Raw genomic sequence first — 26,349 nt, 5'->3', positions numbered from 1 at the left:
CCTTAAGCATTTGCTATCATACAATTATTATGGTGTAAGGAAGAATAGTTGTAGGGCGTATTCGCCATAGCTATCTTTTCTTTCTTCGCAGCGCGTTTTTTGGCTGGCTCTGGTTTCTTTGGAAATGCTGCATGGTTCTCAAATACATCCAGCGTCTTTTTGATGACTGGATCATCAAGATTGATGTATTGGGTCCATGCCTGCTCGTCCAACATATTGTAGATGATACGGCTGTCGATGACACGGTCTAACAGTTTGTGTGATTTCTTGATTAAAAGATTTCTACGTTTCAAACCACGTTTATCAGCATAGCTGGCAAACTTTTCAACCATGTCCTGACTGTCAAGATAATCGGCAAGTTCCATCATCTCCTTGAAGTTGTTCAACTTCGGACGGTTATCGTCTGTATAAGTGAAGGCAAACTGCAAGATGAGACCACTCAGACTAGCCTCCTTGAAATAGGATGTCATGCCGAGCGTATCTTCAGGAACAAAGATGTCTGGGGTGATGCCACCTCCGCCATAGACAATACGGCCGTTACCTGTATGATAAGCCGGTCCTGTATGCTTGATGCTATCCTGTGAGAAGAACTCTCCGTGCTGGTATCTGTCAAGCAAGTCCTGCTCATAATCCTTGTCATCGCCCAGCGTATATGGCTTCTGGATGCATCTTCCTGAAGGAGTATAGTAGCGCGCAATGGTCAGACGGATGAGGCTGTGGTCAGGGAATTCTATCTGTTGCTGAACCAGTCCCTTACCAAACGAGCGTCGTCCGATGATGGTAGCACGGTCATTATCCTGCATGGCACCCGCAAAGATTTCTGCAGATGATGCAGAACCTTCATTGATGAGAACTACCATCGGAATCTTCTGGTAGGCACCCTTACCGTCACTCATATAGTTATGTCTAGGCGATTTGCGTCCCTGTGTGTAAACGATGAGCTTCTTGTCTGGCAAGAATTCGTTTGCCATGTTTACTGCAGCCGTCAGGTAACCACCTGAGTTATCACGAAGGTCAATACAGAGGTTGGTGAATCCCTGCTGTGAGAGTTTGGCCAGAGCAATCAGCATTTCCGGATAGGTGTTCTCGCCAAAATTCTTGATACGGATATAGCCAGTTTTATCGTTAAGCATGTAAGCTGCTGTAACACTCTTTGTCGGTATTTCACCTCGGGTTACGGTAAAGGTCTGAACCTTCTTGCTTCCATATCGTATAACTCCGATTTTCACCTTGGTATCCTTTGGACCCTTCAGGCGATGCATTGCCTCCTGATTGGTTACAATCTTGCCGACAAAAGGTTTGCCGTCTACGGCTACAATCTTATCTCCTGCCAAAAGTCCGGCTTTCTCGGCAGGACCATTCTGTATCACATTCTGTATATGTATTGTATCTTGGCGGATGACAAACTCTACGCCTACACCCGAGAACGAGCCTTTCAGATCGTCGGTGGCCTGAGCTGCGTCTTTAGCACTGATATATACGGAATGTGGATCCAGTTCAGCTAAAATCTGTGGAATTGCCTTATCTACCAGCGAGTCGATGTTCACGGCATCTACATATTGGTCATCAATAAGATGGAGCAGGTTGTTCAGACGGTTGCTTCCACTATTGATAACGTTGAGGCGATTTCCAGAGAAATGGTTGGAAAAGAATGTTCCGATGATAATGCCTATCACAACACAGAATGCCATGATGAATGGCATAAAGCGGTTGGTCTTATTCTTACTCATGTTCATAACAATTCTCTTTTTACTAACGTTTTATCTATCTTATCTCTAATCTTCTACAGAAGATGTCTTTTCTTCAGGATTGAGGTATTCTACCTTGATTCCTGCTCGTTGCATCAGTTTGATACCATCGTCCAGACGGTATTTCTCTGCATATACAACACGTTTTATGCCCGACTGTATGATCAGTTTGGCACATTCTATACATGGAGAGGCGGTGACGTAAAGCGTACTTCCCTCACTGTTATTGCTGCTGCGGGCCAATTTCGTAATAGCATTAGCCTCCGCATGGAGAACGTATGGCTTGGTTACGTTGTTATCCTCACAGACATTTTCAAATCCGCTCGGTGTACCGTTGTAGCCATCACTGATAATCATTTTATCTTTTACAACCAGTGCACCTACCTGTCGGCGTTTGCAATAGCTGTTTTCAGCCCATATACGTGCCATTCGCAAATAGCGAAGGTCGAGCTTGGTTTGTTTGGAAAGTTCGTTTGCCATCCTCTTATCCTTTATGTTGTACCTTGATTTCGTTACGTTCCAGCAGTGCATCGATGGTTGGCTCTTGTCCACGGAACCGTTTGTAGAGAACCATAGGATGCTCTGTTCCACCCTTAGAGAGTACGTTGTCACGGAAACTTTGAGCAGTCTTCTGGTCGAAGATTCCATTCTTCTTGAATACACTGAAAGCATCAGCATCCAATACTTCTGCCCATTTGTAGCTATAATATCCTGCGGCATAACCTCCTGCCATGATGTGGGAGAACTGTACGGTCATACAGGTTTCCTGCAACTGTGGCAATATCATCGCCTTTTTCCAGGCTTCCCTTTCATAAGGCATGATGTCGGCAGTAAATTCTTTCTTTTGGGTGTAGTATGCCATGTCAAGCAATCCGAAACTTACCTGGCGCAAGCAACCGTAGGCTGTCATGAAGTTGCGACTCTTCACGATGCGCTCTATGAGTTCATCTGGCAATGGTTCACCTGTCTGATAGTGGAAGGCAAATGTACGGAGAAAATCTTTCTCTATTGCATAATTCTCCATAAATTGTGATGGCAATTCTACGAAGTCCCACCATACGTTGGTTCCCGAAAGACTCTCGAAGCGGGTATTGGCAAACATGCCGTGAAGACTGTGACCAAACTCATGGAGGAAGGTTTCTACTTCTCCTAATGTCAAGAGAGCAGGCTTTTCTTCTGTTGGCTTGGTAAAGTTCATTACCACACTTACGTGAGGACGTATGTTGTTGCCCTTATGGTCTATCCACTGTCCCTGGAACTCTGTCATCCAGGCACCTCCTTGCTTGCCCTTGCGAGGGAAGAAGTCGGCATAGAATACAGCCAGATAGCTTCCGTCTTTATCAAATACCTCGTATGCCTTGACGTCTGGGTGGTATACCGGTATCTCTTTGTTCTCCTTAAAGGTGATGCCATACAGCTTGTTGGCGAGTCCGAACACACCGTCTATCACTTTGTCCAGCTGGAAATAAGGGCGAAGCATTTCTGCATCGAGATTATATTTCTCCATCTGGAGTTTATGAGAATAGAAGCCGAAATCCCATGGCTTCATTTCGAAATCTTTACCCTCCAGCTTCTTGGCAAGGGCTTCCACTTCTTTCACTTCCTTTTCTGCCGTTGGCTTATAAGCCTCTATCAGGTCGTTGAGAAGTTTATATACATGTTCTGTATTGCTTGCCATACGGTGGCGAAGAACATAGTCGGCATAGGTTTCGAAACCGAGCAACTGAGCGAGTTCTCTGCGCAGGTTTACCAGTCGTTTGCAGATTTCCAGATTGTTCTGCTCGTTATCATGGGTACATACCGTATTGCGTGCCATATACATCTGTTTGCGGAGCTCACGCTGGGTAGAGTAGGTCATGAAAGGAGAATAACTTGGATAATCGAGTGTGAAGATCCAGCCTTCTTTTTCCTGCTCTTTGGCGGTATGCGCAGCGGCAGCTTTTGCTGTTTCTGGAAGTCCGTCAAGCTGAGCTTCGTCTGTGATATGGAGCGTAAATGCCTTGTTTTCTTTTAAGAGATTCTGTGAGAACTGCAGAGTGAGCATACTGGCTTCTTCTGTAAGTTCGCGAAGTTTCTCTTTGCCTTCTTCATCTAAAAGCGCACCGCTGCGTACGAATCCGTCATAGCTGGTGTCCAGAAGCATCTTCTCTTCAGGAGTCAGTTCTCTGTTTGGATGATCGTGAACGAACTTGATGCGCTCGAAGAGTTTCTTGTTCAGCGTGATGTCATTTGCGTGCTTGGTGAGAATCGGACTCATCTTCTGCGCAATCTCTTCCATCTCATCGCAGGTTTCAGCACTCATCATGCATGAGAAAACGTTAGATACACGGCTTAAGAGATCGTAATAGTGTTCGCCCTTTTCGGTATCAACTCTTGCAATGGTATTCTCAAAGGTTGGTTCTGCCGGATCGTTTACGATCTTGTCTGTAGCCTCGTCATCACGGCGGATTCCCTCCATGAATGCTGGTTCATAATCTTCGAGACGGATTCGTTCGAATGGTACTGTATCGTGCGGTGTATTGTAAGGCACGAAGAATGGGTTGGTTCTATTTTGTATTGTATTGTCTTGCATATTGTTACTTTTTAGCTGCAAAGTTAGCAAAAAAATGCTTTATTGCCTTGATAATAAACGTTTTTAACTTATATTTATCGGTCGTTATACTTTCTTTAGCGTTTGATGAGATTTTCCAGTGCTGGGATATAGATTCTGCCTCGTTCTAGCTGGATAAGTCCTTCTGCCTGTAGTTCGTTGAGGGCCTTGGATACATAGATACGTTTTACATTCATCTCTTCTGCCAAACGGGTCATCTTGATATGAAAGATTTTCTCGCCTGCCGGGCGGACGCTGTGGCTCTCGAAGAAACGGATCAGACGCTCACTCAGTGTCTTGGCAGGAACTCTGAACAGTCTGCGGTTGTTCTTTTGGGATTGGGTGCAGACCAAGTTCAGAAGATTGATGCGGAATATTTCATATTCATCGGATAACTTCATGATCTCTTGCTTGCTGACTGACATGATGCTGCAGCTGTTCTTTGCCACATAAGTGTGGGTGAAGCGCTGGGTAAGACCGAAAAGTCGTTCCAGCTGGAATGATTCCGGTGCCGAAATGTCTTCTTCTACCTGATAGCCGTAGTCATCTGCCTGGGTTATCACCTTAATGTCTCCACTGATTAAATAATATAGACGTGTACAACTGGTGCCTTCTTCAACTATAGTTTCACCCGCTTCCAGTTTTTGAAAGTCAAAACGGGTTTTACCAGCTACATTTTGGAAGTCATAGCAAGTCATTCCCAGGAATAATGGGAGTGATAATAAACTGTCGTATAGTCTATTGGTTGACATGTAAGTTTATTTATTTAATATCTTGTTTTTGAGAGAAGGTGAATACCATATCTTGTTTTGTCCTTTCTCGTCAGCATAGATGAGATATGCACAGAGGTCCGGATGCTTTTTCAGAATCTGTTTTGCGCCCTCCATTCCCATTACCATAAACGAGGTAGCATAGGCATCGGCTGTAGCACAGTTCTTGGCTAAAACCGTTGCAGATAAGATGTTATGCTGTACAGGATAGCCTGTTTTTGGGTCTATGGTATGTGCATACTTCTTGCCGTTTTTATAATAGAAGTTTCTGTAGTTACCACTCGTAGCCATGGCTATGTCGGTAATATCAAGTACATCCTGAATTTCCTGACTCGTATTGGTAGAATCGTCAGTTGGCTTGTTGATACCAATATGCCAAGGCACTTGTTTCTCGCTAACACCGTTTACTACGATTTCTCCACCAATCTCAACCATAAAGTTGCTGATACCTTTCTTTTTCAGGAATCTGGCAACAATGTCGCTGCCATATCCTTTGGCGATAGCAGAACAGTCAAGCATGATCTTAGGATTTTGCTTGATGATGCGTCCCTTTTCCAGGGCTACTTTCTCATAACCTACCAGCGTTTTGATACTGTCTATCTTGGCTTTCGTAGGAGGTACCCCCTGCTTGAATCCAAAGCCCCAGAGGTTTACCATTGGGGCAACCGTGATATCAAAGGCTCCATTGGTTTCTTTTGAGATGCTTTCTGCCATGCGGAATACTTCGGTAAACATTTCGTCTACCTCAATATCTTTACCTTGGTTTACCTGTGTGATGACAGAGGTCTTATTGAAAGGAGACAAGGATTGGTCTACCTTCTTGAGTTCTGTTTCTATCTCTTGCTGGTAGTTGGTATCACTCTGATAGGTAATGTGATAGATGGTGCCAAAGATAAAGCCGGTATCTTTCTGATAGGGCGTATTATGCTGCTGACGTATGATAACGATGGTACCAACGATAAGTATCAACAGAAATGGAATTTGCCAGATAAGTTTCTTTTTATTCATTCTTTACACATTATGAAGTCTTTAAATCTCTAGGGTTACATTGAATGTTCCGCCAAGGCGTGAACCTCCCTGCTTACCGTAGCCTGGCACATACCAGGTGTTGCCTAATTCTCCATCGTTCTTGAAGAGGCGGCGTTTGTATCTGAAACTCCAACCCATACGGACGGGACCCCAGATTTTGGCATCAATACCTATTACGCCTTCCAGCCAATGATAGTTGCAGGAAATGCCATTTCCGCCATAGGGCGTTTCGCCGCCCCATACTGGGTCTGTAACGGGTGGGGCGCTCAGGTCATATTCATAATAGGTGCAGGCATAACGGAAACCGCCAAACAGACGGTAGTCGTCGTGTTTGTTCTTCAGAAGATTCCAGTCTATACCTAATCTGAAATAGGGAGCGCTGGTCTTGTAGGTGATTTGGGTTGCCTCATCGCTGGCATCTGCCTTTCCATAACCCAATTCGAAAACAGGATAATACTTGTCTTTCAGATTGATACGGAGAGATGCTTCGTACTGCCCATAGTCGCTAACCATCAACTGTACGGGACCTATCAGGTCAACTCCCACAGCCATACCTCTAAAAAAAGGTATGGTATCAGGCTGCTGCTCTATGATCTTCTTCTTGCTTTGGGCATGACAGGGGAGAACAGCAAATAGGGATAGCATACTAGTTGCGGCTGCCAAAATATATGTAGAAATGTGCTTTGGATGCATCATAATTTACCTCTTTTTGATTGATGACTATTGAGTCAATATAATTGTGAGTAGTCTTTACATCGGTTATCGTATGGAAGAACGATGGACTGCAGTCTACCGACTCAAAATGAGAGCGGTTTTCCTTTGATACAGTCACGGTGTCCTTGAATACTTGCTTTGATAGGGTATGTATCTCGAAAAACAATACGTCTTCATCCAGGCTGTAACTCATAGGCAGACTGAAACTGTCTACGTTTACATCCTTATTGATCAGCACACTATCTGTTCCTGCTATCTTTTTCGTAGAAATCGTTAGCGTGTCTTTTAGCGTCTTGTTGTCGCCCATCAACTTGTATTTGGTATATACGGTATTGTTGAGTGGGCAGTCGAGAGATGTACATCCCATCATGGCCAGAACCATGAAAACGACGAAAGGTATTATTTTCCGCATCTTATTTCTTTTTCTATTTGATAATCGTTACGGTTTGGGTTCTGGCGGCTGATAAGGTCGCCCAGGAATCCGGCAAGGAACAGCTGGCTACCCAAAACCATCGCTACAAGAGCAATGAAGAAGTAAGGTGAATCGGTAATGAGATGTCCGTAGATGCCGTTGTGCAGGTCGATGACCTTGTCTATACCTAAGCCGATGAGCGATAGGAAGGCTATGAAGAATACAACGCTGCCCAGGAATCCGAATACGTGCATTGGCTTTTTGCCAAAATTGCTCAGGAACCAGAGAGTCATCAAGTCAAGATAACCATTTACAAAGCGATTCCATCCCATAAACTTTGATTTGCCGAACTTTCTTGCCTGATGATGAACAGGCTTTTCGCCTATCTTGGCAAAACCTGCATTCTTGGCTAGATATGGGATATAACGGTGCATCTCACCATATACCTCGATATTCTTAACTACGTCGAGGCGATAAGCTTTCAGACCGCAGTTGAAGTCGTGCAGATTGTGTATGCCGCTTACTTTGCGTGCAGTAGCATTGAAGAGTTTGGTAGGGATGGTCTTGCTCAGAGGGTCTCCTTCTTTACGGTTCTGCTTGTAACCTGACACGAGGTCGTATCCCTCTTTCTTAATCATCTGGTAGAGCCCCGGAATCTCGTCTGGAGAATCCTGCAGATCGGCATCCATAGTGATGACAACATCGCCCTGCGCTTCTTTGAAACCACAGAAGAGTGCTGGACTCTTTCCATAGTTTCTGCGGAATTTGATACCCTTTACTTGCTCGTTCTTCTCAGCAAGTTCTTCTATGACGTTCCATGAACGGTCGGTAGAACCGTCGTTCACAAAGATGACTTCATAAGTAAAATCGTTTGAGTCCATTACTCGCTTTATCCAGGCGAAGAGCTCTGGTAACGACTCTTCCTCATTGAAAAGAGGAATTATTACTGAAATATCCATTATCTTGTATTTATCTGTTTGTTTCTTATTTATTGTTATTTTGTATGCTGTTGTTTATCCTTCTTTGCCATTACAGCAGCAATAATCGGACTGAGTACAGCACCTGCTACCAGGTCGGTAATCATAAACATGGAAGCCCAGGCTATCGGTTTCATCATACTGACGGCATCAAGAAGGGTTTTAGATTCCTCTGCAGTTAACTGATACGCTTGTGCTACAATCTGATAGTTGGTTTGCAGTTGGTTCATGAATAGACCCGTATCCATAAAACGGAACCAAAGATATTGCACAAGGGTAAGCAGAAGGGTTGCATTGAAGAATGTCTGGATGCAATAGTAGAATGCATGACGGAAAGAGATATGTCCGTCTCTTGCATAGTCACGGAATGCCTTCAGTCGCTTGGCCACAACAAATGGGGTTGCTATGATGAGAATGTTGGAAATGAATCCCAGCATCTGGTATTGCGGGTCTACTGCCAGCATGGTACATACGAAACTGACAATCCAGACAGCTCCGAGGATGGCACCATCTTGCCGGGCGAATGCTTTGGTTTGTCTTATCTTGCCTGTGTCGATGATAATCGTTTTAACCTTATGCATTTGCTGGCTTGTCTTCTTTTCTTCCTGATTCTCGTTATTTTCTGTATTCATTGTTTTTATTGTATTTCTACGGATGTAACATATCAATTTGCAAAAATACAACTTTTTTATTATATAAGGTGTAAAGGGTGATAATATTTATATATAATTAAAGATAGAACCTCGTAAAATTGAGGTTTCAACTGTAATGTTATGAAATATAGAAGTAAAATGTATGTAAATAAAAAAAGGAACCTTCTAAAAGAAGATTCCTTTTTGAGCCTCTTGTCGGATTCGAACCAACGACCCCGAGATTACAAATCACGTGCTCTGGCCAACTGAGCTAAAGAGGCGGGTGGACAAGCGATTCATATCGCACCGCTACAACCAAGTACCCTTGCTATGTTCCCATCCTGGGGGATTCCGAGGGAGCTGGTCGTATGAGACTTGTCCGTCTCAATTTTTAAGCGGGTGCAAAGGTACGGTTTTTCTTTGAACCCGCCAAATGTTTTGCCGAAAAACTTCAGTTGTTTAACGTTTGTTTGCTAAAAATCAACTACCGTAATGCCTGATCCGCCAAATTGTACGTGTTCATCTGCATAATGGGTCACATTAGGCACACTACTCAGATATTGGCGAATGAGCTGTCTTAGGATGCCATTTCCCTTTCCGTGAAGGATTCTGACTCGTGGCATTCCTACCAGGATAGCATCATCGATGAAGTATTGTACCGCATTAAGTGCTTCATCGCCTCGCATTCCGCGAACGTCCAGATCCTGGTGGAAGTTGGATTTATGAGAGTCAATGGTCTTTCTGGTTTCCTTACTGATACCGTATGAAGCCAGATTTTCCTTGCGCTCTTCTGTCTTGTCTGCATTTTCAACAGGAGTTGTGGCATGCTCCAGACGGTTCAGGCGCATCTTGGTTCTCATTCCTCCAAATACGGCAGTTGCTGTATCTCCAGTAATGTTTTCTATCTTTCCGACAGTAGTCAGTCCCTTGATGCGCACCGTATCGCCAATCTGAATATCACGTTTACTATCTGCTTGAGTCTTGTTCTGTGCATTCCTCAGTGCTGCTGCAGCCTTTTCCTGATTCTCTTTCTTTTCAGCCTGGCGCTTGGCATGGCGCTCTTTGCGTTGTTGAATCTGGGCTATCTTGCGGGCAATTTTGTCATCGGTCTCCTTGGTATCAATTTCCTGAACCTCTTGCTTGAAGGTATCAAGTTCCTGACGGATACGGCGGGTTTCTTCTTTTTCAGCCTGGCTTTCTTTGATTTCCCGGATGGCGTTTTCGATTCTCTTGTTACTTTCTTTCAGAAGTTCTGCGGCTTCTTCTTTTGCCTTTTTGAGAATAGCCTTTCTGCTTCGCTCAATATCCTCTATGTCGTTTTCGTACTTGGAGATTGTTTTCTCCATGTCTTTTTCACGCTGATGGATATTCTGGCGTTTGTTTTCCCAATATCGCTTGTCACGAACTATATCCTGAAGATACTTGTCGCTTTGAATGTATTCAGAACCAACGATATCTGATGCTTCCTTGATTACTTCTTCGGGTAATCCTATCTTTCTTGCAATTTCGATAGCGAAAGAAGAACCTGGTCTGCCGATAGCTAATTGGAAGAGGGCTTTCATCTCATGGCGGTCGTAGAGCATGGCGCCGTTAACCACTCCTTCATGGCTGTCGGCAAAATGCTTCAGGTTCTGATAGTGGGTGGTAATCACACCATAAGCTTGCTGCTTGCAGAACTTGTCGAGTACAGCTTCGGCGATAGCACCACCTATGCCTGGCTCTGTACCTGTACCAAACTCATCTATCAGAATGATGGTCTCGCCATTGGCTGCCTTCATCATATTCTTCATGTTCAGAAGATGAGATGAGTAGGTACTCAAGTCGTTCTCCAGACTCTGTTCGTCACCTATATCAATCATGATGTTCTGGAAAACACCTGTCTTTGAACGCTCACTTACAGGGATGCTCAAACCGCATTGCAGCATATACTGTAATAATCCGACGGTTTTCAGACAGACAGATTTGCCGCCTGCATTTGGACCGGAGATGATAAGAATGCGTTTGTCCTGTGTAAGCATGATATCCAACGGAACTACTTTCTCGTTTTTTTTCTGTAGAGATAGCTGCAATAATGGGTGTATCGCACGGGTCCAGTCTATGTGTGGGTGGTCTTCTACCTCGGGTTCTATGGCTTTGAAGATTTCTGCCAGTTTTTGCTTGGCTTGTATCAGGTCAATGATGGCAAGAAAACGGTAACTGTCCAGAATTTCTTTGGAGTATGGGCGTACCTTGTTGGTAAAGTCGGTGAGGATGCGAATGATTTCCTTTCTCTCTTCACCCTCCAGTTCACGTACACGGTTGTTTGCCTCTACCACCTCGGTAGGTTCTATGAAGACTGTTTTACCTGTGGCACTCTCATCGTGTACGATACCTTTGATTTTACGCTTCAGAGTAGGGATGACGGGAATAACCAGTCTGCCATCACGCAGGGTAGGGGTAACATCTTTTTCTACGATGCCTTCACTTTGTGCCGAGCGCAATATACTATATAAGGTACGCGAGATGCTGCCCTCTGTCTTTGCCAGTTCTCTGCGAATCTGAAGAAGTTCAGGGGTTGCATTATCTCTTATCTTGCCGAATTTGTCAAGTATCTGGTCGATGCGCTGAATCAGTTGTGGAAAAGTAACTACATCCTGTGAAAGGCGATGTAGGGCTGGGTAGGGATATTTTTTCTCTCTTTTCCATCCGTCTTCCGGCTCGTCATCGTCATCGCTGTGATTCAATATTTTCACCATATCTGCTATGGTAGATAGTGAACGTCGCAAGTCAAACAGCTCGTCCTCTTCCAGGTGACTGTTTTCAACACGGATACGGAGGATGCTCTCCCTTACATCATAGAAATATTGTAGGGGAAAGTCTTCTACTTCCTCCATCAGTCTGCGGAACTCACGCACCTGCATGAGCCGTTCGTTAACTTGTTCTGCATCGCTGCTGAATGCCATCTTGTCTACCTGTTCCTTTCCGAGTGGAGAGAGGCATCTTTCGCGCAGCATCTTGCGGATTTCATTGAATCCTATCTTATTTTCAAAATTATCTGGATATATCATGGGTGCAAAGGTAGTGCAAATCGAAGACAATACAAAATAAAAAAGCATTTTTTTATTTTTATTGTTGAGATTCGGCCTGTCTTATTAGAAAGTAGTGTATTTCCCTCTACCAAATGTTTGAACAGTTAAGCGTATTCTGGGCATTTCCGGGGGCAAGTTTCTGCTTAATTACGGCAAGATATTCCGTCCATTTTGCATCAGTTCTTCTGTTCCAGATGTCACCTAAGAATGCAGCTCCGCCAAAGTTCCATGCTCTCAATTGTGGAATATATTCAGGGGTGACACCTCCTAATGCGACTACTCGCTCATTGATGATTCCATTGATGCCTGCTTCCTCTAAGTCTTTGTTAGAGAAGGAATGTTTGTAGCCTTTCTTTGAAATGCTGTCAAAGATTGGACTGAGGAAAACATAATGGCAGGCAGGTTTGAGAATCGCGCTCTTTTCGTCTTTGTTCTTGGGTGATATAGTCTGTAGAGCTTGTTCTACTTCCTTAAAACTATGGCAGGATTGTGAGATGCTTCCTTGAAAGCCTTCTGGAATCTCGTGGTTTCTTCTGTTAAGATGAATACCATGAAGATGAAATTCCTGACAAAGTTCGAAGTGATCGTGTACTACGATCTTTTTATGCCATTTCTTGTCGATTTCCTGTATCAGTCGCTTACACTCCTCTATATTTGATTCTGGTTTGCGCAGATGTAGCAGGTCTATACCTGCTTTAAAGAGTTGGTTGATATAGGTTGATTCATTCTCTATAAAATCGGGCAGAGTGATTACTATCCATTTCATATTCGTCGTGACTTTATTTGTTTATATAAAGGTGTTGGCTGTTATTTGATAAACAGTGCCTTGGGTTCATAGAAATGATTCACCGGACCATGACCTTTTCCTATCTGTACATCTTTTCCTGCCAGAATTGCGCCTGAAAGATAGGTTTTTGCCATGGCGATAGCTGTATTCATATCCATTTCTCTTGCCAGGTAAGAAGTGATGGCTGAGGAAAGGGTACAACCTGTACCGTGGGTATTGCGTGTGTTTACGCTAAGGCCTCGATAACTGGTAATAGGTTTTCCGTCTTCGAAGAGGTAATCAATCTTTTCTGCTCCCTGGAAATGGCCGCCTTTGATGAGTACATATTTACAGCCTAACTTACTGATGGCTAAAGCTGCGTTCTGGATGTCTTCCTTATTCTGTATCTTCATACCTGCCAGTATCTCTGCTTCCGGGATGTTAGGTGTTAGCAGGGTAGCTAGTGGTAATAACTCCTGTATGAAAATGCTGAGAGCATCCTCCTGCATGAGTCTGCAACCACTGGTGGAAACCATCACTGGGTCAATGATGAGATGCTGATATTCTCCTTGGTATCTTTTCAGGGTTTCTGCGATTGCCTGGATGGTGGCACGGTCGTTAACCATACCTACTTTGATGGCATCTGGGTGGATGTCGTCCATCACAGCTTCTATCTGGCCCTTTACGATTTCGGGGTTGATGTCTTGGATGGCATAAACTCCCAGGGTGTTCTGTACGGTAATGGCTGTAATGGCCGATGCGGCATATACGCCTAGTGCTGACATTGTCTTGATGTCAGCTTGTACGCCGGCTCCTCCGCAACTGTCTGAGCCAGCTATTGTCATTGCTGTATAATATTTCATAATTCCTATTAACTTCTTGCTTTTCCTCTAAAACTGTTTCTTACCAGGGCTGATTCACAGGTCTCACAGAGATGTTCTGTGGCTTGATGGTGCTTGAAACCTTCTATCATGGCTTGGGCACGGGGTGAAGCCAGAATTTCTTCCAGCGATTGTTCAAGCAGGTTCCCAAGTGCTACATCTCCGTTGTGGTCCAAACAGCAGGGTACCAATGTTCCGTCTGCCAATACGCCTATCTGTTTGAGTAGGGCTTTACAGAAAACTTCTCTTTTTTCTTCTCTGATACCTGATTTCTGATTTTCTTTTATCATTTCCTTTTCTTCGATATGGTTATCAAAGTTGGGCCATTCGAATTTCCTGTCAAACTCCAGATAGAGATTATTGGCAAGTCTGTAACCGTCAGGTCGTTCTTTCCAGGGTTTGGAAACAAATTTTTCGATGTGCTCCATTACTTCTTCATTTTCCCGGTCTTTTCCTCCTTGGTTCCAAAGTCTGAGAACTATGCAGGTTCCTTTCTCTGCGGCTTGGGTTGAAAAAGTCATCACCTCGTTCATGTAACTGGCAAGCTCTCCCTTGGCATTACTCTCGTGTGAGTGGAGCGAGAGCTGTATTTTGTGGGGAAGTGTGTCAAGGAGATCCATAGCTTTGGGTAGCAGAGTGCCGTTGGATGTAAGTACGGTTTTGAAACCTTTCTCTCTTGCCATATTGATAAACTCGGGTAGAAGAGGATGTAGTAGGGGTTCGCCCATAATGTGGAAATATAGGAAACAGACCTTCCCGCGTATCTTGTCGGTGAGCAGGTCGAATTCCTCAGCACTCAACTGTCTTTTCTTCCTTGTATGTTTTGGACAGAAGTGGCAGTTGAGATTACATGTATTAGTGATTTCTATGTAACAGCGATCTATCATTGTCATGTCTTTTCTTGCATATAGCTTACTTTTTAGCAAAGTTACATGTTTTCTTTGATATGACCAAATAATATAGCATAATTTTGCATTTGAAGTCTTCTTGTCGTGGATAGTGAATGAATATGAAGGAAATATACAAATACGGAAATAAAAAAAGCCTTCTGAAATTTCTTTCAGAAGGCTCTTGCGGAGAGAGAGGGATTCGAACCCCCGGTACCTCTCGGTACGACGGTTTTCAAGACCGTTGTAATCGACCACTCTACCATCTCTCCATTGTTTTAGCCTGGATGACTATAGCTTGGTTTTCTTAAGCGGTTGCAAAGGTACTACTAATTTCTGGTTCCACCAAATTTTTCGCCAACTTTTTTTCATTTTTCTTCAAAAAAATGCGTTTTGGGGGCTAATAAGTGGCAAAATCGGCAAAAAATAGAGAGGTAAGGCTGAAAAAGACAATAAAAAAGGGCTACCGCCGTAGCCCCAATCTTGATAACCTTAAATCTAATACTATGAAAAACACACTGCAAAAATACAAAATATATCTATTCGTTATGTCAAAAGAATAGAAAATCTGTATTTTGAAAGGGTGCTTTAATATTTTTTAAACCTTAGAGGTAACCTTTCTGCTTAAACTCTTCCATCAGTGGCAAGGCTAAAATCTTGGCATCAGGATGTGGTGCACCGGTAGTACCTAATGCGCGAAGGTCGAAGAAATGTTTCCAGTCACTCACGAAAGCGGTATGAACCAGTTCTGTGTTGCAGTCCAATGGTAGGATGGCTCGTGCTTCCTGTGGTTTGCAACCTGCCTCTATCAGTTTCATGTAGGCATATTCGGCAGCCTGATTGGCGAATATCCAAGTTGTGAGTTTACTCCATTCAGCAGTTCTTCCTTCTGCAATGTCAGCACACATATCTTCTATTCGGTAGTCGCTGGGATCTTGTGAACCATCGAAGCCTTCTGCTTCTACCCATGTAGGCAGGTTGATGGTAATCTCGTTATCAAACTTATTCTTCGAATAGTTGCAGTAACGGGTACTCTGTTCTGCCATAGAGTTGGCGCGATGTCGGTTATATTCTCGGGTTATGGAAATCTGAGTAGTAAAATGAACGGTAATACGGAGTTCGTGCTTACCTTCTTCATAGTTGCTGAGGTATTTCAAATCATCCATCGCCTTGTTTTCTGCTAATACTCGGAGATTGGTTGTAATATAGTCTTTGCCGTCTAAAGTTTTCAGACGTGAGAACTTGTTGTGGGTATAAAGCGGCAACTCTCCATGTTTGCATACCAGATACACGGTTCCATGTTCCAGCATGGCAAAGTGTTCACTCTGCACCATCCGATCCACGAAAGGTTTGGCAGAATTCACAGTGGTATTATTCTCACTTTTATAGCATACTCTTCCTGCTCGTTCTATCTGCTGGTAGATACCGAGCTCACCTGGTTTCTGTAACCAGATTTCATACGATGGTCTTTGTATTTTCATTTCTTTTTGTTTTTTGTTCTGTCTGCAAAGGTACATTATTTTGTGCATACGGCAAAATAATTCATGCCTTTTTTCGTCTTATATATAATTAAGGTGTAATAATTAGTAAATATGGAGATAAAACCAATAGCATATTTTCGTTCTCCCTTCAGTAGTAAGTTTGGTATACCCAAACAGGCTGGATTGGTAGCAGAACTGGAAGGACAGATTGTTTTTGAACCCGAATTTCGTAACCCTGATGCGCTGCGTGGCATGGAGGGCTTTGATTATCTTTGGCTGATTTGGGAATTTTCTGCCAATAGGCACAAAGCGCACAGTCCGGTTGTTCGTCCTCCTGTGTTGGGAGGCAATGAGAAAGTGGGTGTCTTTGCCACTCGAAGTCCTTTCCGTCCCAATAATATAGGTCTTTCATCGGTAAAAATTTCTCATATCGAATGGGAGACTCCTCATGGTCCTGTCATTCATGTTAAGGGAGCTGATCTTATGGACAAGACACCGATATTTGACATCAAGCCGTATGTGGTGTATGCCGATTCTCATCCTGGGGCAAGGAGCGGTTTTGTTGATGACCGCAAATGGCAGAAACTTGATGTAGAGATTTCTGAAGATGTAGACAGACATCTGCGTCTGCAGGGATTGAATGCAGAAAAGATTGAAATATTGAAAGAGGTACTTGCCCAAGATCCCCGTCCGCATTACCAGAAAGACCCTCATAAGGTCTATGGAATGCCTTATGAGGGTCTTGATATTCATTTCACGGTTTGCGATCATACGCTTACTGTTGTCAAGTAGACTTCTTGAATATGTTGAGTAGAAAATTTACTTTGCGAAACTTTCAAAACGTACGTTTTCCAACAGAATTTTGCAGGCAGCATCGATATTCTTGGCTTCCTTGGTGTAGAAGATATTGGAGTTCTTGATGGTGATATCGTGTACCATACCTTCTGCACCATGTGCTTCAATACCTGTTTCGCAACCTCGTACGTAGATGTTGCTCATGTGGATATCCTGAAAGTTTGGCAGGAATTCCTGTTTTATAGGAGCGGTTTGTTTCTTGGCACCTACGTGGTTGTCAAAATAGGTGGTCTCAAAGGTGATGGCTGCATCCTTGATATCGGTCATGTAGATATGGTCGATATAGATGTTCTCTGATGTTCCGCCTCTCTTCACTGCACTTTTAAAGCGTAAACCGGTATCTGTTCCCAGGAAAGTATTGTTGCGAACAACAATATTCTTCATGCCGCCAGAGAACTCGCTGCCGATAACAAAACCTCCATGGGCATGGTATACGGTGTTGTCCTGGATATTGATGTTTTCACAAGGACCTGCTGCCACACCTGCTGCGCCGGCGCCACCCTTCATGCAGATACCATCATCACCAGCATCAATCACATTGTTTACGATGAGTACATCCTTACAGCTGGAGATATCAATCGCATCACCGTTCTGGGCATTCCAAGGACATTTTACGGTGATTCCGTCGATAATTACATTCTTGCATCGGGTAGGGATGATGTGAAACTTAGGACTGTTCAGAAGTGTAACACCCTGTACGAGTACATTCTCGCAACTGGTGAATCTGATCATGTGTGTTCGGGTTTTCTCCTGTGTATCCATATTCTCTGCCACGTTAGGTTGATGTTTCAGATTGAATGGATACCAGATGTCACCCTTCTCATTCAGTGTTCCGCCCATAGCCTGGAATTCTTTCCATTCTACGTCACTAACCTTACTGCGCTTTACCGGTCTCCACCATTCTCCGTTTCCGTCAATGGTGCCCTCGCCTGTGATAGAAATATTTTTTCTCTTGCTGGCATTGATGGCTGGAGTAGCACGGCTTTCTTTCTTTCCTGTGGTCTTGTCTATCTTGAAATGGTCGTTCTTGTCTTCTGAAAGAACGATGATGGCATTCTTTTCCAGATGCAGGTCAATATTGTCCTTCAGTGAGATGAGACCGGTGAGGTAGATACCTGCTGGCACATTAAGATGACCGCCGCCCATCTTGTTCAGTTTGCTGATGGCTTTGGCAAATGCCTGGGTATTCATGGTGAGTCCGTCACCATTACCGCCACATTCTAAGATACTGACATGATTGTCTGGGATGCTAGGCAATGTTGGTTGCTGCATCTGAACTGGTAAGTTCTGATAATACTTACTGTAATCTTTGGCATTGGCTGTCACAAATGAGAAACAGACCAATAAAGCTATTAAAATCTTCTTCATAAGCTTTTTAAGTTTAGTTTGTTTAATAAATTCTATACTTTGTCTTGTTTGTAATATCTGTTACCTTAAGGTATGGATATAAAAAAAAGACGGCCCTAACCACAGTTAGTAACCGCCTTTTATGAAAGGAGGAGTGGTACCACCAGGAATCGAACCGGGGACACAAGGATTTTCAGTCCTTTGCTCTACCAACTGAGCTATGGCACCATCTTGCTTTTTGCGGTTGCAAAGGTACAATAAATATTTTAATTGAGCAAGAGAAAACGAAATATTTTCTCTTGCTTAATGTTTATTAACTAAATATCCCCTTGCTTGAAATTAATCTTTCAGCGGATTCCAACCTTGTGCTTTCAGTTCAAATTCCTGTCCGTCTCTGGTAATGAGGAACTTGCCCAGATTTTCTTTGGTGATGTAGCCAATCTGCCTTACACCCTCCATAGTCTCAATCTTCTCGTGGTCACCGATAGGTACGGTAAAGAGAAGTTCATAATCTTCGCCACCATTCATAGCACAGGTGGTAAGGTTCATATTGAATTCTTCTGCCTGCACGGCTGTCTGGTAGTCGATAGGTATGTTCTTCTCATATACTCTGCATCCGCAATGACTCTGTTCGCAGATATGCATCAATTCACTGCTCAGACCATCGCTCACATCCATCATGGCGGTAGGACGGATACCTGCCTCACGCAGTTGTGCTATCACATCTCCGCGTGCCTCAGGCTGCAGTTGTCTTTCCAAGAGATATTCCTTGCCGGCGAAATCTGGCTGGAAGTTGCGCATATTCTCTAAGTCTCTGTTCAGAAGAGCCAGTTTCTCGTTATCACCATTTGCTTTAGCCTCAGCCATCTTCTTTCGGATATCTTCTATCTGTCCGTAGTATACAGCCTTTTCGCGTTCCAGCAGTTGAAGTCCCATATAGGCACCGCCCAAGTCGCCCGACACACAGATCAGGTCTGTTTCCTTGGCTCCGTTGCGGTATACGATTTCTTCTTTTGCTGCTTCTCCGATACAAGTAATACTGATGGCTAAACCGGTGAGAGAAGAGGTAGTATCACCTCCTACGATATCTACTCCCCATTTGTCGCATGCCATTCGAAGACCCTTATAGAATTCATCAATGTCTTCTACTTTGAATCGTTTACTCAATGCTATGCTTACTACCATCTGACGTGGGGTTCCGTTCATAGCAAAGATATCACTGATGTTTACCATTGCACTCTTGTAACCCAAGTGAACCATGTCAATATAGGTAAGGTCGAAATGTACGCCCTCCATCAGCATATCTGTAGTCATGAGCACCTCCTTGTCAGGATAATGCATCACGGCACAATCGTCGCCTACACCATAAACTGTAGACTCGTTTTTCTTTTCATAACCTTTGGTGAGATGGTTTATAAGACCGAATTCACCTAACTTTGAGATATCCAAAATAAATAATAGTTTATAATTTATACTTAAGATCTGCGGATGATTTCTCGCATAATCTCTGTCATCTTAGGCTGTGCGGCATTGGCTGCAATCTGCACTTCCTCATGACTGACTTCTACAGGTACATCGAAACCGCCAAGATCGGTGATGATGCTGATGCCGAAAACCTTGATTCCGCAATGGCGGGCAACAATCACTTCAGGTACAGTACTCATACCAACAGCGTCACCACCCAATACACGATACATGCGATACTCTGCCGGTGTCTCGAAGGTAGGTCCCTGAACGCCAACATATACACCATGCTTTGCATCAATTCCCTTCTCCTTAGCGATATCGTCGGCAAGGTCGCGGAGTTTCTTGTCGTATGCTTCGTGCATATCCGGGAAACGTGGACCGGTAGGGAAGTTCTTTCCGCGCAATGGATGTTCTGGGAAGAAGTTGATGTGATCATCGATAATCATCAGGTCTCCAATCTGGAATTCCGGATTCATACCGCCCGAAGCGTTGCTAACAAAGAGGGTTTCAATGCCCAACTCGTACATCACACGTTCTGGGAAGGTTACAGCCTTCATGTCATATCCTTCATAGTAATGGAATCTTCCTTCCATAGCCATGATATCTTTACCTCCTAACTTACCGAAAATCAGTTTGCCTGCATGACCTTGAACGGTAGATACTGGGAAGTTTGGTATTTCACTATATGGAAATTCATAACTGTCAGTTATTTCTGAAGCTAATTGTCCGAGACCGGTTCCCAGTATGATTGCTGTCTTCGGACTTGTTGTCATCCTTTCTTTTAGCCAGGATGCTGTTTCTTGAATTTTTTCGTACATAGCTAATGATTTTGTCGTTAAAATTATCTTCTTGTTCCAGCATGAAACTAACCTTGATAGGCAGTTCGTATATGCTTTTCTTAACTATTTCATAGAGTCCCTCTGTCTCTTTTAGTCTCACGGCATCTTTCTCTGTCGTGATAATCAGACGGGGTTCTGGCATCTGTTCAAACGCCTCGTTGATGCGTGTGATGTCTTTATTCTTGAAGCGATGGTGATCACCGAAACTCAGCGACTGCATACTCTTGACCATTGGCTTCAGGTCGTGTTCCATCTGCTTAGGCGATGCGATACCAGTAACCAGCAGAGCATGGTAGTTTTTCAACTCCTCCTTGGCTATCTGCTGATCTTCGAAAACTCCCTTTGGCGTATCATAGTTGATGCAGGTGAAGTAGAGCTTCTGGAAAGGGTAAAGGTCCATAGCCTTGGTGAGTACTCGAAATTCCATTGGCTTCAGGTCCTTTGGACATTTAGTGATAATCACAATGTCTGCACGGTTCTTACCGCTTAGAGGTTCTCTCAGTCTTCCTGCCGGCAACATCTTGTCATAGATGATCAGACGGTGGTAATCTACCAGCAGAATGTTGATACCTGGCTTCACATAGCGATGCTGAAAGGCATCATCCAGTAATACTACATCTACATCCTTGGTCGGTTCTTCATTCTGCAACTTTTCGATTCCTCTCACACGCTTAGCGTCTACGGCTACATAGATATCGTCAAACTTGCTGTGCATCTGGAAGGGTTCATCGCCAATCTCTGACATTGTCGTATCTTTATCTGCCAGCACATAGCCACTGGTCTTTCTTTTGTAACCACGTGATAGCACAGCTATCTTAACCTTGTCGTGCAACAAGCGTATCAGATACTCCACATGGGGAGTCTTGCCCGATCCGCCCACCGTGATGTTACCCACAGAAATGATCGGGATTGAGAATGACTGACTCTTTTTCAGTCCGATATCGAAGAGCCAATTGCGAAATCTGACCATGCCGCCATAAATCCAACTCAGTGGTAGCAGCCAGTCGTTGATCTTGATAAGATCGCCTTCTGTTCTCATGTCTGTTTCCTTTCTCTTAATTCGGTATGTCTATATATTAATGTACGCATACCTTATTATAAATGTTATTGTATGTTCAGTACGTAAGGAAGTGCAGCCTGTATAGGCTCTTTCTCCTTCATATTGCGTATCATGATGAATGGCTGGTAGAGATCACCCAATGCCAGACGCAACTGTTCGTCGAGGTAGGTTCCCTTGTTTCCGCCCGCCATATCCAGCAACTGTTCCATCCATCCAGCCAATGCCGGATATTCTACCGCCTGATAACTGCTGAGATGAGCCAATTCTGCAGCCTTGTCGATGGCGTCGCTCAAGCCGCCGAATCCATCAATTAACTTGATCTTCTTGGCGTCTGTACCCAGCCATACTCTTCCTTGAGCTATCTTCTCAACCTGTTCGGTACTCATTTTTCTGCCCTCAGCCACACGATTGCGGAAGAGGCTATATCCACGGTTCACATAGTTTTGCATGGTGGCAATCTCTTCTGCACTCCATGGGCGTGACATGCCTGCAGAGGCATAGGTACTGTTGCGGTTGGTCTTCACTTCATCATACTTGAAGCCTAACTTCTTTGTCATCAGGTCACTGAAATCTGGCAGGGCTCCAAAGATACCGATGCTGCCGGTCAATGTTGTAGGTTGTGCCATGATATACTGGGCACCCATACTCATATAATAAGCACCCGATGCTGCCATACCACCCATCGAAACCACTACCGGCTTCTTTTTATTTAATTCTTTAACTGCTCTCCAGATCTGTTCCGAAGCATAGGCATCTCCACCGCCCGAATTGATACGCAGAACTACGGCCTTTACCTGACTGTTATCTGCAAGTTCCTGAAGGTCCTTGATGACCTTTGTACTTACTATCTGTTGCTCTGAATCATAGATGCTAGGAGTCTCCATCCTGACAATGGACCCCTGACAGTAGTATACGGCAATCTCTTCGCCCATCAGATTCGAGTCGTCTATAGTCATATCTACGTCGTTATAGTCAACCTGATTGATGGTCTCGTCAGCCTTCAGTCCTAACTGTTTCTTTACCACGTCTCTGATTTCATCATAATAGCAGAATCCATCTACCATCTTTCGGGATTTCAGCAGTTTGGTATCATCAAACACCATCAGCCCGTCAGCATAGCGGTTCAGTGAATCCTTGCTGATGTTTCTGCTTTTGCTCACATCTCCCAACATCTGTAGCCAGAGTCCACTGATATAGCGTGAAACCTGCTCTCTGTTGGCATCCGACATTTTGTCTTCGGTGTATGTTTCAGTATAGCTTTTGTATTTGCCTACCTTCACTACCGTAAAGTGAACGCCAAACTTGGCTGCTACATCTTTGATATATTGTGGCTGCGATGCAATACCATGCCAGTCCACATTGCCTTCTGGGTTTACATATACCTTGTTGGCAACCGAAGCCAGATAATATCCACCCTGTGAGAGAGCATCACCATATGCGATAATCCATTTGCCGCTCTTCTTGAAATCGGCAAGTGCATTTCTGATTTCCTGCAAAGTGGCATAATCTGTCTCCAAGATACCCGTTTCCAGATAGATGCCCTTCACTTTATCCTCATTCTTTGCCTTGCGGATAGAAGAGAGAATCCTGTTCATGCCTAGGTTGTTAAACTGCTCGCCTGTCAGTTCGCCGAGCCAGTTGTCTTCAGTACGGTCTTCAATCTGTCCTTGTAGTTTCATTACCATCACCGCATTGTCTTTCAGTGCCGGTTTACTGTTGCTCGATGCCACCATTCCGATGATACAGATGAATCCCAGAATGGTCATGATCAGCCCGAAGGCAAACAGTCCTACGATAGTGGCTGCCACGTTCTTGAAAAAATCCTTCATTATTCTATGTCAATATTTTATAAGTGAGACTTCTAAATAAATGCCAGCGGCAGAAGAGAGATGTTTTCTCCGATTGCCGTTTACAGCAATTTTTCTGCAAATATAGCAAAAAAGAACCAATAATCAAAGCGATTGGAACAAAAACACCAAAAAAAGAAGAAAAAATAACATAGGGTTAACGAAAAAATGCCTATCTTTGCATTATCTTAGCAAAACAGAATAAAGATATAAACAACAAAACAAAACAGAAAAATGAAAAAGACAATGATTTCTTTTCTTCTGATGCTGACAGCAATTACAGCATCAGCTCAATCTACCGCTCGCAAGTTCGTATTGAAGAACAGTAGCGACGGTCTGAGTGAACTCACCTGTTATCTTCCTAAGAATCCTTCAGGAAGAGCTGTAGTAGATTGTCCTGGAGGTGGGTATTCTCATCTTGCAATGGATCATGAGGGACATCAGTGGGCTGAGTATTTTAACAAACAGGGTATCGCTTTCTTTGTCTTGAAATACCGTATGCCTAAGGGAAACCGCAATATTCCGTTGAGTGATGCCTATCAGGCGATGCGTACCGTTCGTGACAGTTCTGCAGTATGGAGAATAAACAAGGAAGATGTTGGTATCATGGGCTTTTCTGCCGGTGGTCATTTGGCTTCTTCCGTCAGTACTCATGCTGAGGCGGCTGTGCGACCTGATTTCTCGATTCTTTTCTATCCGGTGATTTCAATGGATGAGCGTATCTCTCATAAGGGATCATGTGTGAATTTCTTGGGTGAAGAGCGTAATACCAATAAGAAACTGGTAGAAGAGTGGTCTAACGACAAGGCTGTTCGTCCTAATCTTACCCCTCGTGCCATCATACTGATGTCTTTTGATGATAAGGTTGTTCCTCCTGTAACCAATGGCGTAGCCTATTATTCTGCCATGAGCAAGGCTGGCAACGAGTGTACCATGCACATCTATCCGACTGCCGGACATGGATGGGGGTTCCGCGATGCCGCTCATGGCTTCCCGTATCACGACCAAATGTTGAATGACCTTACCTGTTGGCTCAACAGGCTTCCGTCTAAGTAATCTAAGTAATAAGTAAAGAGAATACCTAAAAAGAGGGTGTGTCATAAGTTAATGATACACCCTCTTCTTGTTGCTGGAAGAGCTAGGTTATGTTGTTGGAAGAGCTAGGTTATGTTGTTGGAAAAGCTAGGATATGTTGTTGGAAGAGCTAGTATATGTTGTTGAAAGAGCTAGTATATCTAGTATATGTTGTTGGAAGAGATAGAATATGTTGTTGAGACAGTTAGTATCTCCGGTCGCACAACAGCTGTTGTGCGCTTGCATAACAGCTGATATGCGCATGCACAACAGCTGATGTGCATGCGGTGTCCAACTGTTGTGCGCCAACTATTTTCCAATCTTATGGCACATCCTCTTTTTTCTTTTTATAGACTTCTAATAAGTTATAGACTCCTAATAAGCATTCTTGTCAGGGCAGATAATGCTCTTGGCTGTCATGAAGATAATCTTGATATCAAGCCAGAACGACCAGTTCTCTATATACCAGATATCACGGCGGATACGTTCCTCCATCTGCCAGAGCTCCTTGGTCTCACCACGGAACCCGGTAACCTGAGCCCAACCTGTGATACCAGGCTTGGAGAAGTGGCGAACCATATACTTATCTATCAGGCTTCCATACACCTCTGTATGATGCAGCATGTGAGGGCGCGGCCCCACAATACTCATGTCTCCCTTAAGAACATTGAAGAATTGAGGAAACTCATCTATGTTCGTCTTTCTCATAAAGTTGCCGAAAGCAAATTTACGTGGGTCGTTCTTTGTTGCCTGTGCCTTGTCTGCATCCTTGTTCACATGCATGGAACGGAATTTAAGACAGTAGAAGGTATCACCATTCAGACCCGTTCTTGCCTGCTTGAAGAAAATTGGACCAGGACTCTGAATCTTGATGATGAGAGCTATGAATGGAATGAATGGTAGAACGCACAAACATGCAAGCCCGCTCACCACGATGTCGAAGCTACGCTTGATAATGCGGTTTGACATGCTTGTTAGGGGTTCTATGCGGTTTGAATATACCGTCCTTCCCATAAAATTCTGGGCATCAAGATGCAATTTGTACTCACCAAACACACGTGGCAGGTAGTAGAAGTGTATCACATTCTTATCACAGAAGTGCATGATATTGATGATTTCAGGATCTTTATGCGACAGGCAGCAGAAAACCTCGTCAATACTGGAAGGTTCACCATTGATGGTATCATTCATGGTAGAAGAGATAATCTCTTTGAGCTGTTTCATGTTTCCTATTCTTTTCAACCCTTCCGGATTATCAGTGATGTCTTCATCTGCATAATATCCTTTTACTATATAACCTGCCGAGGGATCTTCTGTCATCGTCTTGTACATCTCGCTCACGGCAGGATCGTTACCTACAAAGACGACGGTGCGTGAGTTGCAGCCCTTAGAGCGGAAATACTTTAGTAATTTGAGCTCGCAGAGTCGGCTTATGATGAGAGACAGATAGAATGTTATGCCGAAGATAATGCTGAAGGAGAACATCTTTCCCCCGTGACCGAGTAGTCTTGAGAATGTAAAGAAACAGAATGTTGTTGCTGCAGCCAGATATAAAGTACGCCTTGTAACCTGCAGGAACCCGATCTTTCTGACATGAATGATGGTGGAATAGAAGTATTCGCCTAGGAACAAGGCTGCATTAGCAACAAAAAAGGTAATCTTTGTTGCTTTGTCGAAATACGCGGGTATGAGTTCTTGACCATATTGGGTATAGAACAACAGTACGATGTTGAGAATAACGAAATCGGCACCTATCACCAGTCTCCTTATCATTTCATTTCCTTTATAATGCTTGTTCGTCATTTGCTTATGTTTTTTATACTCCTAGTTATTTATATCAATACTGCGTTAAATTAATATTTAATCGTCTGAAAATCAATAACTTATATTAAGAAATGCTTATGA

At 43.7% G+C, this 26,349-nt stretch carries 22 protein-coding genes and 3 tRNA genes; 2 read left to right on the top strand and 23 right to left on the bottom strand.

What is annotated here, in order from left to right; translation table 11 throughout:
* Positions 1-2: 2 nt before the first annotated feature.
* The 16 genes from DWV53_RS08580 to DWV53_RS08505 all read right to left on the bottom strand — a co-directional run bounded on the left by DWV53_RS08580 (position 3) and on the right by DWV53_RS08505 (position 15,955).
* Complete coding sequence (locus tag DWV53_RS08580; protein ID WP_118152956.1) at positions 3-1,730, bottom strand: S41 family peptidase; 1,728 nt, start codon at positions 1,728-1,730, stop codon at positions 3-5.
* Between the two features lie 45 nt (positions 1,731-1,775).
* Positions 1,776-2,228, bottom strand: coding sequence for a deoxycytidylate deaminase (locus tag DWV53_RS08575; RefSeq protein ID WP_118152954.1), 453 nt, complete (start codon positions 2,226-2,228; stop codon positions 1,776-1,778).
* A 4-nt stretch (positions 2,229-2,232) separates the two neighbouring features.
* The gene (locus DWV53_RS08570) at positions 2,233-4,320 is read right to left on the bottom strand and encodes a M3 family metallopeptidase (protein ID WP_118064258.1); all 2,088 of its coding nucleotides are present in this window, start codon (positions 4,318-4,320) and stop codon (positions 2,233-2,235) included.
* Between the two features lie 95 nt (positions 4,321-4,415).
* Complete coding sequence (locus tag DWV53_RS08565) at positions 4,416-5,090, bottom strand: Crp/Fnr family transcriptional regulator (protein ID WP_118152952.1); 675 nt, start codon at positions 5,088-5,090, stop codon at positions 4,416-4,418.
* A gap of 6 nt (positions 5,091-5,096) precedes the next feature.
* The gene (locus DWV53_RS08560) at positions 5,097-6,116 is read right to left on the bottom strand and encodes an FAD:protein FMN transferase (RefSeq protein WP_118152950.1); all 1,020 of its coding nucleotides are present in this window, start codon (positions 6,114-6,116) and stop codon (positions 5,097-5,099) included.
* A 21-nt stretch (positions 6,117-6,137) separates the two neighbouring features.
* A complete protein-coding gene (locus DWV53_RS08555) occupies positions 6,138-6,833 on the bottom strand; it encodes a DUF6048 family protein (RefSeq protein WP_367379681.1) in 696 nt (231 codons plus the stop codon).
* The gene (locus DWV53_RS08550) at positions 6,784-7,263 is read right to left on the bottom strand and encodes a DUF6452 family protein (RefSeq protein ID WP_118152946.1); all 480 of its coding nucleotides are present in this window, start codon (positions 7,261-7,263) and stop codon (positions 6,784-6,786) included. The genes DWV53_RS08555 and DWV53_RS08550 overlap by 50 nt, the downstream gene beginning before the upstream one ends.
* Positions 7,251-8,222 carry a glycosyltransferase family 2 protein gene (locus DWV53_RS08545; protein ID WP_117727737.1) on the bottom strand — a complete coding sequence of 324 codons (972 nt, stop codon included), beginning with the start codon at positions 8,220-8,222 and terminating at the stop codon, positions 7,251-7,253. The genes DWV53_RS08550 and DWV53_RS08545 overlap by 13 nt, the downstream gene beginning before the upstream one ends.
* A 35-nt stretch (positions 8,223-8,257) precedes the next feature.
* Positions 8,258-8,872 (bottom strand): DUF4199 domain-containing protein, encoded by a 615-nt coding sequence (locus DWV53_RS08540; protein WP_117691990.1) that lies wholly within the window; start codon positions 8,870-8,872, stop codon positions 8,258-8,260.
* A 207-nt stretch (positions 8,873-9,079) separates the two neighbouring features.
* A tRNA-Thr gene (locus DWV53_RS08535) sits at positions 9,080-9,153 on the bottom strand.
* Positions 9,154-9,345: 192 nt separating this feature from the next.
* Positions 9,346-11,919 carry an endonuclease MutS2 gene (locus DWV53_RS08530; RefSeq protein WP_118152944.1) on the bottom strand — a complete coding sequence of 858 codons (2,574 nt, stop codon included), beginning with the start codon at positions 11,917-11,919 and terminating at the stop codon, positions 9,346-9,348.
* A gap of 106 nt (positions 11,920-12,025) precedes the next feature.
* Entirely contained in the window at positions 12,026-12,706 is a 681-nt protein-coding gene (locus DWV53_RS08525) for a thiamine phosphate synthase (protein ID WP_118152942.1), read from the bottom strand.
* Between the two features lie 41 nt (positions 12,707-12,747).
* Positions 12,748-13,569 (bottom strand): bifunctional hydroxymethylpyrimidine kinase/phosphomethylpyrimidine kinase, encoded by an 822-nt coding sequence (gene thiD / locus DWV53_RS08520; RefSeq protein ID WP_118152940.1) that lies wholly within the window; start codon positions 13,567-13,569, stop codon positions 12,748-12,750.
* A gap of 8 nt (positions 13,570-13,577) precedes the next feature.
* Positions 13,578-14,480, bottom strand: coding sequence for a radical SAM/SPASM domain-containing protein (locus tag DWV53_RS08515; protein ID WP_259318949.1), 903 nt, complete (start codon positions 14,478-14,480; stop codon positions 13,578-13,580).
* A gap of 181 nt (positions 14,481-14,661) precedes the next feature.
* Positions 14,662-14,746: transfer RNA gene (locus DWV53_RS08510), tRNA-Ser, on the bottom strand.
* A gap of 333 nt (positions 14,747-15,079) precedes the next feature.
* Entirely contained in the window at positions 15,080-15,955 is an 876-nt protein-coding gene (locus DWV53_RS08505; protein ID WP_022121629.1) for an FAD-dependent thymidylate synthase, read from the bottom strand.
* Positions 15,956-16,066: 111 nt separating this feature from the next.
* On the opposite strand from DWV53_RS08505, the gene tsaA reads away from it, so the two are divergent.
* Complete coding sequence (tsaA, locus tag DWV53_RS08500; protein WP_006846275.1) at positions 16,067-16,747, top strand: tRNA (N6-threonylcarbamoyladenosine(37)-N6)-methyltransferase TrmO; 681 nt, start codon at positions 16,067-16,069, stop codon at positions 16,745-16,747.
* Positions 16,748-16,774: 27 nt separating this feature from the next.
* Here tsaA and DWV53_RS08495 read toward each other — a convergent pair whose 3' ends face one another.
* From DWV53_RS08495 to sppA, 6 genes are all read right to left on the bottom strand, one after another.
* Positions 16,775-18,178 carry a glycoside hydrolase family 28 protein gene (locus DWV53_RS08495; protein ID WP_118152936.1) on the bottom strand — a complete coding sequence of 468 codons (1,404 nt, stop codon included), beginning with the start codon at positions 18,176-18,178 and terminating at the stop codon, positions 16,775-16,777.
* Between the two features lie 134 nt (positions 18,179-18,312).
* Positions 18,313-18,385 (bottom strand) — tRNA-Phe (locus DWV53_RS08490).
* Between the two features lie 111 nt (positions 18,386-18,496).
* Complete coding sequence (gene thiL, locus DWV53_RS08485; protein ID WP_040552461.1) at positions 18,497-19,609, bottom strand: thiamine-phosphate kinase; 1,113 nt, start codon at positions 19,607-19,609, stop codon at positions 18,497-18,499.
* Positions 19,610-19,632: 23 nt separating this feature from the next.
* Entirely contained in the window at positions 19,633-20,442 is an 810-nt protein-coding gene (locus DWV53_RS08480; RefSeq protein WP_082231209.1) for a purine-nucleoside phosphorylase, read from the bottom strand.
* Positions 20,327-21,502, bottom strand: a complete 1,176-nt coding sequence (lpxK, locus tag DWV53_RS08475; RefSeq protein WP_117727747.1) for a tetraacyldisaccharide 4'-kinase — start codon at positions 21,500-21,502, stop codon at positions 20,327-20,329. The genes DWV53_RS08480 and lpxK overlap by 116 nt, the downstream gene beginning before the upstream one ends.
* A gap of 65 nt (positions 21,503-21,567) precedes the next feature.
* A complete protein-coding gene (gene sppA, locus DWV53_RS08470) occupies positions 21,568-23,352 on the bottom strand; it encodes a signal peptide peptidase SppA (RefSeq protein ID WP_118152934.1) in 1,785 nt (594 codons plus the stop codon).
* Between the two features lie 264 nt (positions 23,353-23,616).
* Here sppA and DWV53_RS08465 point away from each other — a divergent pair, with 264 nt between their 5' ends.
* The gene (locus DWV53_RS08465) at positions 23,617-24,426 is read left to right on the top strand and encodes an alpha/beta hydrolase (RefSeq protein ID WP_259318948.1); all 810 of its coding nucleotides are present in this window, start codon (positions 23,617-23,619) and stop codon (positions 24,424-24,426) included.
* Positions 24,427-24,819: 393 nt separating this feature from the next.
* Here the strand turns inward: DWV53_RS08465 and DWV53_RS08460 are convergent, their stop codons facing one another.
* Positions 24,820-26,217, bottom strand: a complete 1,398-nt coding sequence (locus DWV53_RS08460; protein WP_259318947.1) for an undecaprenyl-phosphate glucose phosphotransferase — start codon at positions 26,215-26,217, stop codon at positions 24,820-24,822.
* Positions 26,218-26,349 lie beyond the last annotated feature (132 nt).

It is taken from the genome of Segatella copri (assembly GCF_003465495.1).
GTDB lineage: Bacteria > Bacteroidota > Bacteroidia > Bacteroidales > Bacteroidaceae > Prevotella > Prevotella copri_G.
This window is presented reverse-complemented; position numbering and strand designations above follow the sequence as displayed.

Coding starts and splice junctions, on each gene's coding strand:
- DWV53_RS08495 (WP_118152936.1), bottom strand. CDS start 18,178: ATGAAGAAGATTTTAATAGCTTTATTGGTCTGTTTCTCATTTGTGACA.
- DWV53_RS08565 (WP_118152952.1), bottom strand. CDS start 5,090: ATGTCAACCAATAGACTATACGACAGTTTATTATCACTCCCATTATTC.
- DWV53_RS08575 (WP_118152954.1), bottom strand. CDS start 2,228: ATGGCAAACGAACTTTCCAAACAAACCAAGCTCGACCTTCGCTATTTG.
- tsaA (WP_006846275.1), top strand. CDS start 16,067: ATGGAGATAAAACCAATAGCATATTTTCGTTCTCCCTTCAGTAGTAAG.
- DWV53_RS08580 (WP_118152956.1), bottom strand. CDS start 1,730: ATGAGTAAGAATAAGACCAACCGCTTTATGCCATTCATCATGGCATTC.
- DWV53_RS08570 (WP_118064258.1), bottom strand. CDS start 4,320: ATGCAAGACAATACAATACAAAATAGAACCAACCCATTCTTCGTGCCT.
- DWV53_RS08530 (WP_118152944.1), bottom strand. CDS start 11,919: ATGATATATCCAGATAATTTTGAAAATAAGATAGGATTCAATGAAATC.
- DWV53_RS08525 (WP_118152942.1), bottom strand. CDS start 12,706: ATGAAATGGATAGTAATCACTCTGCCCGATTTTATAGAGAATGAATCA.
- lpxK (WP_117727747.1), bottom strand. CDS start 21,502: ATGAGAACAGAAGGCGATCTTATCAAGATCAACGACTGGCTGCTACCA.
- DWV53_RS08540 (WP_117691990.1), bottom strand. CDS start 8,872: ATGAATACAGAAAATAACGAGAATCAGGAAGAAAAGAAGACAAGCCAG.
- DWV53_RS08555 (WP_367379681.1), bottom strand. CDS start 6,833: ATGATGCATCCAAAGCACATTTCTACATATATTTTGGCAGCCGCAACT.
- sppA (WP_118152934.1), bottom strand. CDS start 23,352: ATGAAGGATTTTTTCAAGAACGTGGCAGCCACTATCGTAGGACTGTTT.
- DWV53_RS08545 (WP_117727737.1), bottom strand. CDS start 8,222: ATGGATATTTCAGTAATAATTCCTCTTTTCAATGAGGAAGAGTCGTTA.
- DWV53_RS08480 (WP_082231209.1), bottom strand. CDS start 20,442: ATGTACGAAAAAATTCAAGAAACAGCATCCTGGCTAAAAGAAAGGATG.
- thiD (WP_118152940.1), bottom strand. CDS start 13,569: ATGAAATATTATACAGCAATGACAATAGCTGGCTCAGACAGTTGCGGA.
- DWV53_RS08505 (WP_022121629.1), bottom strand. CDS start 15,955: ATGAAAATACAAAGACCATCGTATGAAATCTGGTTACAGAAACCAGGT.
- DWV53_RS08550 (WP_118152946.1), bottom strand. CDS start 7,263: ATGCGGAAAATAATACCTTTCGTCGTTTTCATGGTTCTGGCCATGATG.
- DWV53_RS08515 (WP_259318949.1), bottom strand. CDS start 14,480: ATGACAATGATAGATCGCTGTTACATAGAAATCACTAATACATGTAAT.
- DWV53_RS08560 (WP_118152950.1), bottom strand. CDS start 6,116: ATGAATAAAAAGAAACTTATCTGGCAAATTCCATTTCTGTTGATACTT.
- DWV53_RS08465 (WP_259318948.1), top strand. CDS start 23,617: ATGATTTCTTTTCTTCTGATGCTGACAGCAATTACAGCATCAGCTCAA.
- DWV53_RS08460 (WP_259318947.1), bottom strand. CDS start 26,217: ATGATAAGGAGACTGGTGATAGGTGCCGATTTCGTTATTCTCAACATC.